Raw genomic sequence first — 17790 nt, forward strand, 5'->3', positions numbered from 1 at the left:
GGATCAACCAGAATAATATCACCCTGTTTTAACGAGCATCGCCTGTATGACCCTGCGCGTCTTGCCCCAGAACCTGATCAACCAGATTGCCGCCGGCGAGGTGGTCGAACGTCCGGCTGCGGCGTTGAAGGAACTGGTGGAAAATGCGCTGGATGCCGGGGCGACGCGGGTGGATGTGACCTTGCGCGATGGCGGGCGTACCCTGTTGTCGGTTACCGATGATGGCAAGGGCATGACGCCCGATGAGCTTGGCCTTGCGGTTGAACGCCACGCGACATCGAAACTGCCCGATGATGACCTTTTCAATATCGGTTTTATGGGGTTTCGCGGCGAAGCATTGCCATCCATCGGATCGGTATCGCGGATGCGCCTGACCAGCCGGACACGCGGGGCGGAAAATGCTTGGACGCTGACGGTCGAAGGCGGGGCCAAAAGTGCCCCGGAACCCGCCGCCCATCCGTTTGGCACACGGGTCGAGGTCCGCGATCTTTTCTATGCCACGCCGGCGCGTCTGAAGTTTCTTAAAACCGCGCGAACCGAGCAGATGTATGCCCGTGAAATCATGGATCGGCTGGCGATGGCCAGACCCGATGTTGGCTTCACGCTTTCGGGGGATGGCAACAAGCAAATTTTGAATTACCCGGCCTGCGAAGGCGATCTTTTCGATGCCCGCCTGAAACGGCTCGGCGCGGTAATGGGCCGCGAATTTCAGGATAACGCCCTTCAGATCGAGGCCGAACGCGAAGGCATCCGCCTGACCGGATATGCCGGAGTGCCAACCCTGAACCGCGGCAATGCGCAGATGCAGTTCCTGTTTGTCAATGGCCGCCCGGTCAAGGACCGGTTGTTGCAGGGCGCTGTGCGCGGGGCCTATCAGGATTTTCTGGCGCGCGACCGGCATCCGTTGCTGGCGCTGTTTTTTGAACTTTCGCCGCGCGATGTTGACGTCAACGTCCATCCGGGCAAGACCGAAGTCCGGTTCCGTGATCCGGGCATGGTTCGTGGTTTGATCGTCGGCGCGCTCAAGCATGCCTTGGCGGGGGCTGGGCACCGGGCATCGACGACCGTGGCTGATATGGCGTTGGGTGCTGCACGACGCGAAGGCGATGGACCATCCTTGCCCTATAGCGGGGCGCGACCGGCATCGGGTGGGTACAATTTCGGCACCTATCAGCCAAACCATCCAAGTGCGGCCGCTGTGCAGCGTGACTATGCCGCACAGGCACCGGCAACGTCGTTTGGTGGCTTGTTTGATAGTGGACGCGATTTTGCCGGCGGCGAGACCGGTGGCGACAATGGCGGATTTGCCGCGGCTGCGGCCAGTGCGCTTGCCGGTGGATATGGTGGCGGATATGCCGGTGCGGCTCCGTCGGCACGGATTGATGATACCGATGCATCGAAATTTGTTGATCATCCGCTGGGTGCTGCGCGCGGGCAGGTTCATGCCAATTATATCATCGCCCAGACCCGCGACGGGTTGGTGATTGTTGATCAGCATGCCGCCCATGAACGCATTGTCTATGAACGTATGAAAGCTGATCTGGCGGAAAATGGCGTCAAACGGCAGGGGTTGCTATTGCCGGAGGTCATTGAACTGGACGAGGCATCCGCCGAACGCGTTGCCGACCGCGCCGAAGAATTTGCCGAATTGGGGCTGGTGGTCGAACCGTTTGGTCCCGGCGCGCTGGTGGTGCGTGAAGTGCCGGCCATGCTGGGCAAGGTTGATGTGGCGGGACTGGTGCGTGATCTTGCCGACGAGATCGCCGAACTGGGACAGGGCATGGCGCTTAAAGACCGGTTGATGTATGTCTGCGCGACCATGGCGTGTCACGGATCGGTGCGGTCAGGTCGCAAATTGAACGCCGATGAAATGAACGCGCTGTTGCGGCAGATGGAAGCCACCCCTCATTCCGGACAGTGCAACCATGGTCGCCCGACCTATGTCGAACTTAAGCTGCATGACATCGAAAAGATGTTTGGCCGACGCTAGGGTAGTATTATTCCTTGAGCGTCATATTGCGGGGCAGGCGGGTATTGGCATTGACCCGTGCGCGTTGGATCTGTTCGGCAAACAATCCCTTGGCCGAGGATAAATCCGCATCGCGGAAATCGGTTTTGGCAAGATTGGCGCCGCTCAGGTCACAATTGTGCAATGTCATGCCGCAAAATGATGCGCCTGACAGATCTGAGCCGAGGAACACCGTGTTGCGCAATATGGCATCGGTGAAACGCGCCCCGGCAAGGCGGCTTGCAGCCAAGACTGCCTGATCCAGATTGCAGCCGATGAAATCGCCTGCCGTCATATCGCAACGACGCAGCACCGCCTTTTGGCAATTAGCATTGCGAAATGACACATGCGGCAAGGCACACCGGGTCAGATCAATGCCTTCCAGATCGGCATCACGCAGATCGGCATGTTCGATTGACATCATCGCGCCTTCCTTGCCACCGGTATCAACCCAGAGACGATGCCCCTGAAGGGTTGTCATCAGGTCGATTTCAACCAATTCCTCGTCGATGGCGGTATCAATCGGAACAGTGTCCGCGACTGGTAGTGCCGTTTCGTCGGGGATGGGAACCGCACCAAGGACCTCGCGCACGGAACTGGCAGCATCAAGGTTATAGTCGCGCGCCGATTTTTCCGATGCGATCTCGGCTGTTTCGATGCCGATTGCACCGGTTGCGGGGCGGGCGCTGTTTTTGGCCTGATTATCCGTTTTGGCTGAAGAGAACCTCGATGCTGGTTTGCCTGTTACCGACGCAGCTACACGCGTTGATATTTTTGATTGGGGTGCCGGTTTAATCGTTACAGAAGCAGATGGACGGGTTTTGCGGGATGGCTCGGCCACATTGTCACCTTCGCGGGCCGGGCCGAAGTAATTGCCTTCAAATACAAAACGGCGCGGTTTCCTGATGACAGTCTGAACGATTTTACGCAGGCGATCATCATCGACGGGCTGGCGAAAGACACCTTCGATCCCGGCACTGACCGCATCGTGCATGGCGCGACGGTCCAGTTTGGGGGCACCCAGTAAAACCGGAACCTGATTGCAGAACGGATCGGCCTCAGACGCGCTTTGACGCAATGTGCGGATGGTTGAAATGCCGCGAATGCCATCAAGATAAAGACCGATCAGGATCAGGTCAGGGCGATGGATTTGTGCAAGTTCGACGATGGTGTCGCGATTGTCGCTGGTATGAAAGGCTGCCAGATCAAGTGGTTCGAGCGCGGTTTGCACTGCCTTGATGTTCCGGTCGCTGTAATCGGCATACAGGACGGACAGTTTTTTTTGTGACCGCGATGTCATGAGATCAAGCTTGCCTGCTTTTATCGGGTTTTGTGGCTTGGGCGCATTTGACTTTTATTGATTGCCCGGTATGGAAAAGCTTCGACGCCGTTCCACCGGCGGAATATCCGGGGCGGTGCTTTCGCTTGCTGTTCCCGGGGTTTCTCCGCCGGACGGTGTATTTCCGGTCGGGGAGAATTTAGCTGGGCCACCATTGTCCCCTGTATCGTCGATCATCTCAATGGTGATTTCAACACGCCGGTTTTGTGCGCGCCCTTCGGCTGTACTGTTATCGGCAATCGGGCGGCTGTCGCCGCGTCCCTGAACGACCATTCGGATCGGATCGGTGCCGTTCTGATCAATCATGTAATGCAAAACCGATGTCGCACGCGCCGCCGATAAATCCCAGTTCGAGATATAGGGCGAATTTGATGATACCGGAATATTGTCGGTGTGGCCGGAAACTATAACCTGGCCTTCGGTCTGATTGATGACGGGCACTAGCCGGTTGAGGATCGCTGCAAATTCCGGAGTCATCCCCGAAGAGCCGGATGGAAAGGCAATTTCATTGGGGAAGCGGACGATAACGTCACCATCTTTCCGCTCGACCCCGATTTCGTCGGCCATACCCATTTTATCAAGCACGGTTTCAAGTGTTTCTTCGAGTGCCTCGGCTTTTTCAGCCTTGCTGTCGCCTTCCTTTATCTCGACCTCGGGCGTTTTGACCGGGGGGATGTTGGAAACAACGCGTGGGGTATCAGGGGTTGGTTGTTTCAATGCCTTGCCAAGGATCGAGCCATCCAGTTCGACAACACCAGCCAGTTCATCCTGTTTGGAAAAACCAAAGGCGGCTTTAACCGATCCGGCAATCTGTTTGTATTTGATGACATCCATTTCGGCAAAGGTCAGTAACAGCACGAAGAGCACAAGCAGCAATGACATGAGATCGGCGAATGTCGCCATCCATGCGGGTGCTCCTGCTGCCGGTTTCTTTGCCATTTCTTGTGCCTGTTGCCTTCGGGTATCTCGTTGCGTTAAGGGGGGCGAAAACGGGTTACTCGCCACCTTCTCCTTCGGCATCCTTGGGAATGCCACCTGGCAAATAAGGCCCAAGAATTTCCTTCATGACCATCGGGCTCTGGCTGGACTGTATCTGGACCACCGATTCAATAATCAGTTGCTTGGTGCTTTTAAGCTGTTCGACCTTGAGGGCCAGCTTGTCAGCCACCGGAAGCGCAATCAGGTTGGCCAGAACCGCACCATAGAATGTCGTCAGCATCGCAATCGCCATCGCCGGGCCGATGGCATCGGGGTCCGAGAGGTTGGCCAGCATCTGTACCAGACCGACCAGGGTTCCGATCATGCCAAATGCCGGGGCCGTATCACCAATGCCACGAAACATCAGTTCGCCAAGTTCGTCATTCTGGATCGATTTTTCGACCTCGCTCGATATCGAGCTTCGGATGACTTCGCCGCTGTGACCATCCACGCACATGCGAATGCCGCGCGCCATGATGTCGTTTTCAATCTCGACATTCTCAAGACCAAGCAAGCCGTTCTTGCGAACCAAAGTGGAGAGTTCGATTGCCTTCTCGTAGATCGAAAGCGGATCTTCCTTGGGGTTTTTGAAGGCGATCCTGATCCCGATCTTCAACGACTTGATCACATCGCGCATCGGAAACTTGATCAGCGTTGCCGCCGCCGTGCCACCAAAAACAACCATGATCGATGGTAGATCGACAAAGGCATCCAGGCTGCCACCCATAAGGATGGCGCCAAAGATAACGCCCATACCGGCGACGATCCCGATAAGTGTTGCAATATCCATGATGCTTATTTGTTTTCCGGCGTTATGAGTTTGTGCGGCAAAAGCCGGTTCTGGCTTACAAGAGGTGATTTCTCTTGCTGGTTGGCAGGCTGCTGATTTGTGGTAGCAAACATCAGAACGCGGTACCCCTGATACGTGTCATGGTGTTGGCGACTATCTTTTCTGTTTCATTCCATCAAATTGGGAGGCTGCAGACCGATTTTCCATAGCAAATGGACAAAATCCGGCATAATTCGTTCGCTGCTGCGAACAGTCCATGCCTGTGCTACTCCCAATCCGCATATATGCTTAGCGTGAATGGCTAGTGCATACTATACGTTTGTTAGTCGACTTTTGTCGGGGGCTCAACCCACCGGCAAGGATAGTCAGCCTAATTCAAACGATGTAATGCCAAACGTCATTCCAAGGTTCAGTTCGGGGGCTTTGCCGCGATACATGCGCGCGGTTTCAAATTCCGCCTGCATGCCATGTTCTTCAACCAATGCGCGTGCAGCTTCATTGCCATCCGGAATATCAAGATAAATCGGCTGATCCTGATCCTTGCGGGTGGCAAGCAGGGCGTGGAAAAGGGTGCGGGCATCGTCGATATTGTCGGCAAAAAGCGGCCCGACCTTGTGCCCGATGCGACAGGGACGGATCACGCCATAACCGCGCAATCCCATCGGCCCGCGAAGGGCCAACGCGGTATGTTTTTCCGTCGAAATCCAGCCGCGCAGAAACTCGATCCGGCTTTCGGGGAACAGGTTGCAGGTTTGTTCGAACGCGTCAATGATCGCGATATCATTGATCAGAAGTTCAAAAAGATCATCGGTTGGCGGGGTTGATGCGCTTAACACACCGCCAAAACGCAAATTGCGATGGGCCAACTCAAAGCCGGATTTGCGATAGTTTTCCTGCTGATCGACAACACCATCAAGACCGATTGTCTTGGCAACCGCTTCACCAAGCACGGTTTCCCAAAGACGTAAACCAAGACCTTCGCCGCGGCGATCCGGTCGGCAGATATAGAAGCCGACAAATCCGTAGTCCGAATTGTAATGCACGGCCGAAATCACGGCGGCCAGCCCCTGTTTGTCAAACGCGCCCCAAAATCCCAGCGGGTCGGTATTGAAAAACGCATCCGCATCCGAGAATCCCGGATTCCAGCCTTCCTGTGCGGCCCAGTCAACGGCAGTGGCAAATTCAAAGGATTTCAGGCGGCGGATTTTATCGGTCATGGCGTGCTATTTCGTCTTTGTGGATCATGGACTTCCAGCCATTCATGCGTTGACGCATCATCTGACCGGTGCAGTTTGGGCCATGATGTAACATGAGCCCGCGATTGTAATGACAATAATTTTATTGAGAATGCCTATCAGTTTTATTATCAATGGAACGCGACTTCATGCCGCCCGTCATCGCCACCGAAAGCCACCTTATGTCTGTAAAAACCGATAGCCCCCTGATTGCCAAAACCCGTGTCGTGCTGTCCGGCAGTGCTGATGCCGCAAATGCGGTTGCGGCCTATTATGCCGAACACGACTGCGATGTGACGAATGATGACAACGGAGCGACGATCTCCCTGTCGGTCGGGCATCTGATTTTGCGGCCCGGTGAAAAGCACCTTGATATCGAAGTCGGATCAAAAAGCGAGGCCGGTGTTGCGCAGATGAAGGCAGCACTTATCGCCATTCTGCAAAGCATCGTACCTGAAGCCGGTCTTGACTGTCGCTGGAAGGGTGCAGGGGAAAGCAATGGCAAGCTGCCGAACTTCCGCGAACTTCGCGTCGTCGGGGTAACGGACCTTTCATCGCATATGCGCCGGTTGCGGCTTGTGGGCGATGATCTGGAATTTTACGACGGCGATGGCATTCACATGCGCCTTTTGATCCCGCCACGCGGTGTTGTCGACCCGCAATGGCCGACCTTGGCCCCCAATGGCATGGTGGTTTGGCCGGAGGGCGAAGATGCGGTTGCGCCGCGGGTTTATACCATCCGCCGGATTGATGCCACGGCAGGATGGATCGAAGTCGACTTTGTCATGCATGGCGATAATGGACCCGGTTCGGCCTTTGCGCTTAATGCGCAACCCGGTGACCGGATCGGCATGACCGGGCCGCTTGGCGGGGAACTGCCCGATGCCGACTGGTTCCTGTTTGCAGGCGACGAAACAGCTCTTCCGGCGATTGGTCGTTATCTTGAAGAATTGCCCGAACATGCCAGCGGCCATGCGGTGATCGAGGTGGAAAGCACAGCCGATATCATTGATCTTGCAACCAAAAGCCGGATTGCGATTGAATGGGTATGCCGCGATCTGTATCCATCATCCGATGCCAGCCCGATCCGCGATGCGATCAGCCGTATCGAGGTTCCCAAGGATGCAACCCGCGTCTATTGCTGGGCCGGGGTGGAGCAGGCGAGCTATAAATCCATCCATCAGATGTGGCGCAAGGAAGCCGGCCTGGGCCGTGATCAGTGTCTCGCCATGACCTTCTGGCGCAAGACGGCCTGATCTTTGTTCAGGTGCTATTGGACTGATTTGTTCCGGTCATGCAGGTCGGGGGCGAAATGGGCGATGGCCTGATCAAGATCGACCAGAATTTCCGCAACTAGCTGATTGCTTGGTGGCGTATCTGCCAGTTCGATCACGGCGCGAATGATATCCTGATTGGTCGGACGGGCACCTGTCGCGATGGCTTTGGCGTGATCGAACACTTGTTGACGTGCCGCAAGAAAGGCCGCGATTTCGTCGGCAGCCGACAGATCGTTTCCTGATTGTGTGTCATGCAATGCCCGTTTCAGTGACAGGCCGGTCATATGGCTGCTGCTGGCAAAAAGGGTGGCAGTGATCATGCGAAATGCCAGCGCATCCTGCGCCAGCTTTTGACGGACAGCCGGATCGCTGATGACGTTTAGCGCGAAAAGGTCGGCTTCGATTTCATTGTCGCGTTCCTTGCTGCCGCCATCGCCAAAATGTGACGGATCGCAATGGCGCACTTCGTGGCGCATCAGCCAGCCATAGGTCAGATTGGCACTGCTGGCATAGTGAAGCTGATCGCCAAACCAGCCGCGCATAAGGTCTGCGAAAATTTCAGTCCCGCTACCCGGCGAGATTTTTGCCGGAATGAAAATCTGGCAGGGAACTGCCTGATTATTGCCGCGGCGTCCCGATACGGTAAAGGGCGATCGTGGAAGTTTGGCAAACAGCAGATCCGCACCCTTGATGTTATCAAGGCCAAGCGTCTGATCAATGATCGACAGAAACGCATCGCGGTCGGCAAAGCTATGCAAGGCGACCTTTTCATAACGGTTCAGGTCACGTTCAATGTCGGCAAGGGTTCTGAATTCCTGCGCTTTTGCAGGTAATGCCACGCCACCCGCCATGCCTGACAGCAGACAGCTAAAACAGGCAGCCGACAGATAACGACGGAATACAGATTTCACCATGCTCCCAGTATGCCGTTCTGGAACGCTCAGGGCGAGATCAAACTGGTGTCGGTTTCAGGCGCCCAGCTTGCGGGCGGCGGCAATTGCACGGCGGATTTTTGCCAATCGGCGCGATGCCCGTTTAAGATCAAGTGTTGATCCGGTCAGTTTTGTCATTGTCATGCAAGCCTCCTTTACGCTTCGGCGCGCTGGCCGGTGCGTTTGCGTTGCGGTCCGAACAGACAGGCCAGCAACAGGATGATACCGGAAATCGTGGCAATCATGCCCGCCGCACTGACCGCATAAGGCGACCCGAACCAGCCCGGCCCATATCCGGCAAAAACATAACCCAGAACGGCCGAGATCACGGCAAATGCGACACTCCAGCCGATCTGTCGGCCAAGCTGGTTGGTCATCAACCGGGCTGCTGCAGGCGGGCAGACAAACATCGCAATCACAATGATCGATCCGACCGCATCAAAGGCCGCAACCGCGGCAATCGCCGTTACCACGACAAGTGCAAACCCGAGCACGCGGGTGCGAATGCCAATCGCCTCGGCAAACGCGGCATCAAAGGTCGATATTTTCAGTTCTTTCCAGAACAAAGTGATGAACAGCACAATCGCCAGAAGAACGACCGCCAGACGTGGCAGTTGCGGTGGCAGGGTCGCCAGTGCCACCGGGTCAAGCAACGATTGCCAGCCTTCGGCATCAAACCAGATCAGGCTTTCAAGATTCCCCAAAAGCGCATGCTGGACATCGATATGAACCGAACTGGTATCTGTCATTTCCAGAAACAGTACACCGGCGGCAAACAGGGTGGTGAAAACCAGCCCCATGGCCGCGCCCGGTTCGACCCGGCCCAGCCGTTTGACGATCTCAATCAGGATGACGGCAACGATTGCCGCACCGCCGGCCCCGATCATCATCGGGACCGCCGTGATGGTGCCGGTGACCAGAAAGGCCGCAACAATACCGGGCAATACCACGTGGCTGATGGCATCCCCGATCAGTGCCTGACGGCGCAGCAACAGGAAGTTGCCGGGCAGGGCACAGGCAACCGCACCCAGAATACCGATCACAATCGGTGTCAGGCTGAGCTGAACAAATTCAGCACCCAGGGCGGTTATCAGATTATCGATCATGCAGGGGCTCCGGACTGTTCGGAAATCACGCGGTCGATTTCATCAATCTGGTCGGGCGTCATCATGTCTTCAATCGGGGTCAGTCCGTCATAACGTTCAATGGCCGAATCATCGGGCAGGATGCGCCGCGCCATCGCCCAGCGCGCTTCGTCCCGGGCGGCTTTTTGCGATGCGGTTTTACCGCGCAGGGTCGCCACCCCGTCACGCCGGATCATGCCCGACTGACGCAGAATACGAAGCGTAAATCCGTCATAGATCGGTTCGCGCCGCGCCAGTGCCAGAAGCCCCTGTCGACGATGCACGCGCCGCTGGAACCGCCAATGACGCAGGGCCGATGCCAGACCGCCGCGAAGTGGTGAAAACAGGGCAGAGATGACGAAAAACCCGAAAGCCACCAGAACAATGATCGGGCCGGTCGGAAGGGATGCCACAGCCGCCGACAGCACCGCACCGATATAACCCGAAAGCCCGCCAATCGCGGCGGCAATGCCGATCATCGGCCCGACCTGATTGGTCCAGAACCGTGCCGTGACTGGCGGAATGATCAGAAGGGCAACAATCAGGATCAGCCCGACAATCTTAAGCCCGATCACCGTGACAATCAGCGCCAGCCCCATCATCGCAAGATCAATATGGCGTACATTGATGCCGGTTGTGGCTGCATATTCCGGATCAAACGCCACCAAAGTCATCGGACGACGCAGCATGAAAACAAAGGCGGTGGCAAGGGCCCCGGCGATGGCGATTGTGGTCGCCTCGCTGATCAGCATGCCCGCGGTTGATCCCAGCAGGAAGTTTTCAAGCCCGGCCTGACGGCCCGACGACATGGTTTGAATGATGGTTAGAAGGACAATGCCAAGACCAAAGAAAACTGACAAAACGGCGCCAATTGCGGCATCCTCGGTCAGACGGGTCTGACGCGTGATCCATTCGACCATCAAAAGGCCGATGCCCGATGAAATGGCCGATCCGATGATCAGACCGGGCAACCAGCGGCCATCGCCGCCAAAGGCTACCATCAACATGAATGCAATGCCGACACCGGGCAGGGTGGCGTGACTGATCGCATCGGAGACAAGTGCGCGTTTGCGCAGGAAAATAAACGCACCAGCACCTCCGCCGGCAAGACCTAGCAAGCCGGCCCCAACCGCGACAAGGGCGCTGTTATATCCGGCCTGCAGGAAGAGGGCGCTTATGAAGTAGTCAAGAAAACTCATCTTAAGGGTTCCGATGGCTTTGCCGGGGCGGATACGGGATCAGGCAAGACGCAATTCATCGATATGCGTGGTCGCCAGCCGCCCGCCATAGGTTTCCTGCAAATTCGCGGCGGTAAAGGTGGTGTCGACCGGGCCTTCGGCAATGCGGCGCACATTGATCAAAAGCACGCGGTCAAAATACTCGGCAACCGTGGAAAGGTCATGATGCACGCAAACAACTGTTCGGCCTTCCGCCTTAAGGTCTTTCAGGACGGCGACAATCGCCCGCTCGGTCGCGGCATCTACCCCGGCAAAAGGTTCATCGAGAAGGTAAAATTCGGCATTCTGTGCGAGTGCGCGCGCAAGGAAAACACGTTGCTGCTGCCCGCCGGAAAGCTGACCGATCTGACGGGTTGCGAAATCGGCCATGCCGACCCGATCAAGGCATTCCATCGCGGCTTGGCGATGACGCGCCCGCCAGAAACGAAACAGCCCGACCGAGCCATAAAGCCCCATCAGGACAACATCGATGACGCGCGCAGGGAAATCCCAGTCCACACTGGCGCGTTGCGGCACATAGGCCACCCGGTCACGCGCCTCGTGGAATGGTTTGCCAAAAATGCGAACTTCACCCGACAGGCGCGGAATAACGCCAAGTGTCCCTTTGAGAAAAGTCGATTTACCCGCACCGTTCGGCCCGATGATCGCCGTCATGGAGCCCGCCGGGATAGAGGCATCGACGGAAAAAACAGCCGGTTTGTTGCCATAGGACACTGTAAGGCCACGAACCGTGAGTGGCGCGTCCTTGGCCGCGACATCAACGATCTTTCCGGCTTCTGCAATCAGTTCTGCGTTGCTCATGACAGTTCCTTCGATGGCGCGGCTCAGGAGCCGGCGGCCAGTTTGCCCTGCATCCCGGTGGCCGGGGCATCGCCGCCAAGCGCACGGGTGATCAGGGTCGCATTATGGTCGATCATGCCGATATATGTGCCTTCATAGGTCCCGGGCTCTCCCATAGCATCGGAAAACAGGGTGCCGCCGATTTCCACTTTCTGTCCGCGTGCCGCAGCACCCTCTATCAGGGCACGCACATTACGCTCCGGCACGGAACTTTCAACAAAGACTGCGGCAATCTTGCGATCAACGATGGTGTCGACCAGTTCCTCGACCCGGCGAAGGCCGGCTTCGGATTCCGTTGAAATGCCCTGAATGCCCAGAACCTCGAAATCATAGCCGCGACCGAAATAGCTGAACGCGTCATGCGCGGTCAGCAGCACACGGCTTTTTTCCGGCACGGTTTTTGTGACAGATCGCATGTAGGTAATCAGCTTTTCGATATCGGCAATATGTTTGTCGGCATTGGCGCGATAGGTGGCCTCACCCTCGGGATCGGTCTTGATCAGTGCGTCGCGTACAGCCAGAACCACGGTTTCCCACAATTGCGGATCCATCCAGACATGGGGGTCATAACGGCCCTTATATTCGGCGTGGCTCAAGAGCTTTGACTTGTCGATCGCTTCGCCGACGGCAATGACATTGCGGCGCTTTTCCAGATCAAGGAAAAATTCCTCAAGCTGCGCTTCAAGATAAAGGCCGTGCCACAAAACCAGATCGGCGCGCGCCATGGCGGCAATGTCGCTGCGTGTCTGGCGATAGGAATGCGGATCAACCCCGGGGCCCATCAGGGCCGTGACCTTGGCGCGGTCGCCTGCAACCTGGCGGGCGGTATCGGCGATCATGGAGGTGGTGGCGACAACATCAATAGGCTTCGCAGACGCACCTGTCACCGAAACGGCCACAAAGCCGCAGATGGCTGCAAGGGCAAAACCGAAATACCGGGCGATACGGCGAAGCAACATATGAGGCGATCCTGTGATGCAAGTTAAAATCAGTCTGCTAATATCCCCTATTTATGTGCGGACTTTTAAAGTTAGTCAAGGCTAAATTGATTTTTGCGTGCTATGTTGATATGAAGGCTTCGGAGATTTCAAAGGAGATAGGAATGGGCGATCCGAGCGCGCGTCACCCGCGACACAACAAGGCCGAAGTTTTCGCGCAATTGCGCTACGCCCATGCGCGGGAGGTGACCGAGGATTACGTCGAAATGATCGCCGACTTGATCGAGGAAGAGGGCGAAGCGCGATCCGTCGCCCTTGCCGAACGCTTTGGCGTAACGGCGGCGACGGTCAATAATACGATCAAACGCCTGGAGCGCGATGGTTTCGTCACCAGCCGCCCATACCGCTCGATTTTCCTGACCGATCAGGGTAAAGAGCTTGCCGAAAAATGCCGCAAGCGCCACGAGATCGTCTATAATTTCCTGATCGCACTGGGCGTCGACCCTGCTATTGCGGAATTCGATGCCGAGGGGATTGAGCACCATGTGAGTGAGGAAACGTTGGCGGCTTTTTCCAAGTTTTCTGGAAATTAGGCGTTAGTCTTTTGTTATGGAAGGAAAATTCAAGGTCTGTCCTTTATCTTGGTTGAGCTACTGTTCCTTCTTCTTTTACGATATCTGGTGGTGATTTGAACGACAAAACATTAATAACGGTTATTGTTCCAGTATTTAATCATTGGGATATTGTTCCAAGTCTTATGGAGAAAATTGATCGACAATCATTGGATAAAAATAAATTTGAGTTGCTGGTTGTCGATAATTCTTCGGATATTACCTCGAATAAATTTGCCTGGCCAGTATGGGCGCGTTTGCTGACATGTTCGACACCTGGGTCATATGCAGCAAGGAACACAGCAATAAGGTCAGCCAGAGGGAAATTGCTAGCGTTTACGGATGCGGATTGCTTGCCCGATTCTGACTGGCTTGAAAATGGCTTAGAGTATTTTAGTCGTCATCATGACGAAAAGAGGATTATTGCTGGAGCAATTAAAGTTTTACCTCAAAATTTTGAGCATATGACTCGAAGCGAAGTTTTTGATGTAGTTATGGGGTTGCCACAAGAGCGTTATGTTAAGCGAGGGTATGGTGTGACTGCGAATTTAATAGTTCCCGCAAGCGCTTTTGAGGAAGTTGGTTTGTTCGATGAGGCGAGGTTTTCTGGCGGGGATGCAGAGTTTTGTCGGCGCGCATTAAGTAATGGGTGGAAGCTTGAATATTGTCGATTGACTAGTGTGGTTCATCCCGCCCGTCGAGAATGGAAGGAGTTGAAAACAAAGCAGAAGAGAGTAAAGGGAGGGCAATTGAAATCTGGACCTGTTTCTAGAAGGATTATGTTTGTGGTGGTTTCTTTTGTTCCTCCTTTCAGGCAGTTTTATTTTGCATTGAAATCTTCACGTCTTTCATTCCGGCATAGGGTTTCTGTCTGTGTCACGTGGTGCAGGCTTTGGATCGTCGGATTGTCTGAGGTTTTGAGACTGTTATGTGGTGGGCAGCCTGAGAGACGTTAAGTCGAACTAGTCAGCCGGTGGTGAAAAAATTGAAGATCATATATTTGCATCAGTACTTTAATACGCCAGATATGTCAGGAGGTACTCGATCTTATGAGATGGCCCGACGGTTGGTTGAGTGGGGGCATGAGGTTCATATTGTAACAAGCTGGCGAAACATTACTGACAAGGAAGGCTGGTTCGAAGAGACGATAGATGGAATCAATGTTCATTGGTTGCCCGTCCCCTATCACAATGCTATGGCATTTTGGGCGAGGATGCGTGCCTTTATTCGCTTCGCATCAAATGCGGGCGTGCGGGCGACGAGCATCGGTGGAGATGTCGTGTTCGCAACAAGTACGCCGCTGACAATTGCGTTGCCTGGGGCGTTGGCTTCTTGGCTCCTTAAGATTCCTATGGTTTTTGAAGTTCGTGATCTTTGGCCAGATGTGCCGATTGCTATGGGTGCACTAAAGAATCCGCTAGCCAAAATGGTTGCTCGACGACTGGAGCGCTTTGCCTATCAGCGGTCGTCCCATGTAATTGCTCTTTCGCAAGGAATGGCTGATGGAGTGATCTTGACGGGGTGTCCAAAAGAGCGTGTCAGCGTCATTCCTAACAGCTCTGATCTCGATCTTTTCGCATACAATGCAACTGGCGCAAAGAGTTTTAGACAACTGCATCCCGAGTTAGGTGACGGTCCTATAGTGCTTTATCCTGGAACCTTGGGCAAGGCAAATGGGGTAGCCTATTTAGTACATTTAGCGCAAAAAATATTACCTCATCGGGCTGATGTGCGTTTCGTTGTTATTGGGGAGGGAGCTGAGGCCGACTACATTAGGAGAGAAGCAAAGAAGTGCGGCGTTGCTGGGGTTAATTTTTTCCAGTATGCGGCGATGCCTAAGAGGCGATTGGTTGATGCGTTCAGTGCCGCATCTGTAGTAGTTTCCCTTTTCGTTGATGAGCCTGCATTACAGGCAAATTCCGCAAATAAGTTTTTTGATGCCCTAGCTTCTGGTACTCCTGTTGCAATCAATTACCAGGGGTGGCAAGCTACTTTAATTAAAGAGAGTGGAGCCGGAGTTTCTATGGGGGCGGACCCAAGTGCTGCAATGCCAATATTATTAGATATTCTTAACTCTCCAGAGCGTTTGGCTGATTGTGGAATGAAAGCCCGCAAATTGGCGGAGCAACATTTTTCAAGAGATTATTTAGCTCGAAAGCTTGAGACAACTTTAAAGCATGCTGTTGGGGAGGGGGTATGAAGCGATTGTTCGATTTGTTTGCTGCATCCCTTATTTTTCTTTTGCTTTGGCCGCTAATGTTGCTGTTAGCGGGGGTGATATACTGTAAAATTGGGCGACCAGTGTTGTTTCGACAAGTTCGAGCTGGGTTCCATGCAAAACCGTTTACTATGTATAAGTTCCGGACAATGCTGGATGTTGTAGATACCGATGGTTTGCCTCTTCCCGATGATTTGAGGATGACAACTTTAGGGCGATCTTTGAGAGCATCTAGCTTAGATGAATTGCCGGAGCTCTGGAATGTTCTTAAAGGGGATATGAGTTTGGTTGGCCCGCGTCCTTTGCTGATGGAATATGTTCCACTTTACAATTCGGCGCAATTACGTCGTCACGAGGTTCGACCAGGAATTACAGGTTGGGCGCAAGTAAATGGTCGAAATGCTCTTACCTGGGATGAAAAATTCAAGCTTGATCTTTGGTATATTGAGAATCGTACTTTTAGGCTGGACTGTAAAGTGCTGTGGTTGACTATTTGGAAAGTTTTGCTGGGGGATGGGGTGTCAGCGACCGGGAGTGCTACAATGCCGAAGTTCAAAGGTAATAAATATTAAAAGAGTTCGCTTTTCTTGTTTTTTCATAATTGCATGGAAATTTTTCTCTGTATTGTGAGAGAGTTTGGTCGATCCAAAGCTGTTTTTTGTGTGATTTATAAAAATAACGGTATTGGTTTATGTTTAATTTTAGTGATGGTTGTTTTATTATGTTTTTTTTGATGAGTGATGTGTTTTTGCAATTTAATATTTATGTTGAATGTGTTTATTGAGGTGTTAATTTTTTGACTATGAGTATTCTTGGTTGTTCACCGAGTGCCTGATTCGAATTAGTAAATATCTGTTCTAAAAAGTAGAGTAAAATGCTGAACACTCCTTTTTCCCCATGGCCAAGTTTTAGTTCAGAAGAGGCTGAAGCTGTTTCTCAAACTTTATTATCTAACCAAGTTAATTATTGGACAGGGGAAGCAGGACGGCTGTTCGAAAAGGAGTTCGCTGAATGGTGTCAAACCCGGTATGCAATCGCTCTTGCTAATGGAACTTTGGCTCTTGATCTTGCTTTGAAAGGATTGGGGGTCGGCAGTGGGGATGAGGTAATTGTCACACCTCGTACATTCATTGCTTCGGTGTCGTGTGTGATTAATGCTGGAGCAACTCCTGTGTTTGCGGATGTCGATCCGAATAGTGGGAATATTACTGCGGAAACGATAAAAAAAGTTTTGTCTCCCAGAAGCAAGGCAGTGATCTGTGTCCATTTGGCAGGCTGGCCTTGTGATATGGATCCGATAATGGCCTTGGCTGACGAACATGATTTGGGAGTTGTTGAGGATTGTGCTCAGGCTCATGGAGCTCTTTACAAAGGACGTCCTGTAGGAGGTATTGGACACATAGGGGCTTGGAGTTTTTGTCAGGACAAGATCATGACAACTGGTGGTGAAGGAGGCATGGTTACAACAGACGATGAGGCTATGTGGCGTTCGATGTGGGCTTTTAAAGATCACGGTAAAAGTTATTCAGCTGTTTACGAAAAACAGCACCCGCCGGGGTTTAGGTGGCTTCATGATGATTTCGGCACTAATTGGCGGATGTTGGAGATGCAGGCGGTTATCGGGCGAATTCAATTAAGAAAAATGCCCGGCTGGTCTTTTGCTAGGAATAAAAATGCGCTTAAGCTCCTGAGTGCTCTTCATCCGTTTCTGACTGAGGCAGGTCCTGTTCGGTGTCCTGTCCTGTCAGAAATCTCCTCTTCAGGAGAGTGGGCGACATCTACCCTGAGTAGGCATGCATTTTACAAGTTTTATTTATATGTTCGTCCCGAGAATCTAGCTTCAGGGTGGAATCGAGACAGAATTTTGAATGAAATAAATTTAAGTGGAGTCCCCTGTTATCAAGGGAGCTGCTCGGAAGTATATCTTGAAAAAGCTTTTGCGGATACCGAGTGGCGCCCCTCTGGTAGGCTGCCAAATGCTAAGGTACTAGGTGAAACATCTTTAATGTTTCTGGTCCATCCAACATTGACGGATGCAGAAATAACTAAATCATCTCAAGTTCTTCGAAATGTACTGTGCTCCGCATCAAATTTTCGTTGAATCAGCTGTACTACATAGCTGTAAGGGAAGCTAAGTAGCTTAAGTTTTTGACTTTGTCGTCTGGGTTATAAGCTCATACTGGAATGGGGGTTGAAAATGACGTGTGTTGGTCCGGATTTCGGGAGGACTTGAGTTGAACTAGGACGGAAGGCTGAAGCAGA

General features: G+C 53.3%; 16 protein-coding genes. 7 read left to right on the top strand and 9 right to left on the bottom strand.

Annotation, left to right across the window (positions count from 1 at the left end; genetic code table 11):
- Positions 1 to 46: 46 nt before the first annotated feature.
- Positions 47 to 1990: a DNA mismatch repair endonuclease MutL gene (gene mutL / locus TH5_RS02820; protein ID WP_114120577.1), complete on the top strand. Its 1944-nt coding sequence runs from the start codon at positions 47 to 49 to the stop codon at positions 1988 to 1990.
- Between the two features lie 7 nt (positions 1991 to 1997).
- On the opposite strand, the gene TH5_RS02825 is transcribed toward mutL, so the two are convergent.
- From TH5_RS02825 to TH5_RS02840, 4 genes are all read right to left on the bottom strand, one after another.
- Positions 1998 to 3308, bottom strand: a complete 1311-nt coding sequence (locus TH5_RS02825) for a pentapeptide repeat-containing protein (protein WP_114120578.1) — start codon at positions 3306 to 3308, stop codon at positions 1998 to 2000.
- A 54-nt stretch (positions 3309 to 3362) separates the two neighbouring features.
- A complete protein-coding gene (locus TH5_RS02830) occupies positions 3363 to 4286 on the bottom strand; it encodes an OmpA family protein (RefSeq protein ID WP_114120579.1) in 924 nt (307 codons plus the stop codon).
- Between the two features lie 55 nt (positions 4287 to 4341).
- On the bottom strand, positions 4342 to 5115 hold the full coding sequence (locus tag TH5_RS02835; RefSeq protein ID WP_062948147.1) for a motility protein A: 774 nt from the start codon (positions 5113 to 5115) through the stop codon (positions 4342 to 4344).
- 365 nt (positions 5116 to 5480) lie between these two features.
- The gene (locus TH5_RS02840) at positions 5481 to 6332 is read right to left on the bottom strand and encodes a GNAT family N-acetyltransferase (protein ID WP_114120580.1); all 852 of its coding nucleotides are present in this window, start codon (positions 6330 to 6332) and stop codon (positions 5481 to 5483) included.
- A 167-nt stretch (positions 6333 to 6499) separates the two neighbouring features.
- Between TH5_RS02840 and TH5_RS02845 the strand changes: the two genes are divergently transcribed.
- Positions 6500 to 7606 carry a siderophore-interacting protein gene (locus tag TH5_RS02845; RefSeq protein ID WP_244204802.1) on the top strand — a complete coding sequence of 369 codons (1107 nt, stop codon included), beginning with the start codon at positions 6500 to 6502 and terminating at the stop codon, positions 7604 to 7606.
- Between the two features lie 14 nt (positions 7607 to 7620).
- On the opposite strand, the gene TH5_RS02850 is transcribed toward TH5_RS02845, so the two are convergent.
- From TH5_RS02850 to TH5_RS02870, 5 genes are all read right to left on the bottom strand, one after another.
- Complete coding sequence (locus TH5_RS02850; protein WP_114120581.1) at positions 7621 to 8541, bottom strand: hypothetical protein; 921 nt, start codon at positions 8539 to 8541, stop codon at positions 7621 to 7623.
- Positions 8542 to 8714: 173 nt separating this feature from the next.
- On the bottom strand, positions 8715 to 9665 hold the full coding sequence (locus tag TH5_RS02855; protein WP_114120582.1) for a metal ABC transporter permease: 951 nt from the start codon (positions 9663 to 9665) through the stop codon (positions 8715 to 8717).
- Positions 9662 to 10882, bottom strand: coding sequence for a metal ABC transporter permease (locus tag TH5_RS02860; protein WP_114120583.1), 1221 nt, complete (start codon positions 10880 to 10882; stop codon positions 9662 to 9664). Before TH5_RS02860 ends, TH5_RS02855 begins: the two co-directional genes overlap by 4 nt.
- Before the next feature lie 39 nt (positions 10883 to 10921).
- Entirely contained in the window at positions 10922 to 11722 is an 801-nt protein-coding gene (locus tag TH5_RS02865; protein WP_114120584.1) for a metal ABC transporter ATP-binding protein, read from the bottom strand.
- A 23-nt stretch (positions 11723 to 11745) separates the two neighbouring features.
- On the bottom strand, positions 11746 to 12720 hold the full coding sequence (locus tag TH5_RS02870) for a metal ABC transporter solute-binding protein, Zn/Mn family (protein ID WP_114120585.1): 975 nt from the start codon (positions 12718 to 12720) through the stop codon (positions 11746 to 11748).
- A gap of 143 nt (positions 12721 to 12863) precedes the next feature.
- Here TH5_RS02870 and mntR point away from each other — a divergent pair, with 143 nt between their 5' ends.
- From mntR to TH5_RS02895, 5 genes are all read left to right on the top strand, one after another.
- Positions 12864 to 13292: a manganese-binding transcriptional regulator MntR gene (gene mntR / locus TH5_RS02875; RefSeq protein WP_114120586.1), complete on the top strand. Its 429-nt coding sequence runs from the start codon at positions 12864 to 12866 to the stop codon at positions 13290 to 13292.
- A gap of 95 nt (positions 13293 to 13387) precedes the next feature.
- Positions 13388 to 14266 (top strand): glycosyltransferase family 2 protein, encoded by an 879-nt coding sequence (locus tag TH5_RS02880; RefSeq protein WP_167443445.1) that lies wholly within the window; start codon positions 13388 to 13390, stop codon positions 14264 to 14266.
- Between the two features lie 29 nt (positions 14267 to 14295).
- Entirely contained in the window at positions 14296 to 15510 is a 1215-nt protein-coding gene (locus TH5_RS02885) for a glycosyltransferase family 4 protein (RefSeq protein WP_114120713.1), read from the top strand.
- Positions 15507 to 16100, top strand: coding sequence for a sugar transferase (locus TH5_RS02890; protein ID WP_114120588.1), 594 nt, complete (start codon positions 15507 to 15509; stop codon positions 16098 to 16100). The genes TH5_RS02885 and TH5_RS02890 overlap by 4 nt, the downstream gene beginning before the upstream one ends.
- Before the next feature lie 302 nt (positions 16101 to 16402).
- A complete protein-coding gene (locus TH5_RS02895; RefSeq protein ID WP_114120589.1) occupies positions 16403 to 17629 on the top strand; it encodes a DegT/DnrJ/EryC1/StrS family aminotransferase in 1227 nt (408 codons plus the stop codon).
- Positions 17630 to 17790 lie beyond the last annotated feature (161 nt).

It is taken from the genome of Thalassospira xianhensis MCCC 1A02616, assembly GCF_003326475.1.
In the GTDB taxonomy this organism is placed as follows: domain Bacteria; phylum Pseudomonadota; class Alphaproteobacteria; order Rhodospirillales; family Thalassospiraceae; genus Thalassospira; species Thalassospira xianhensis.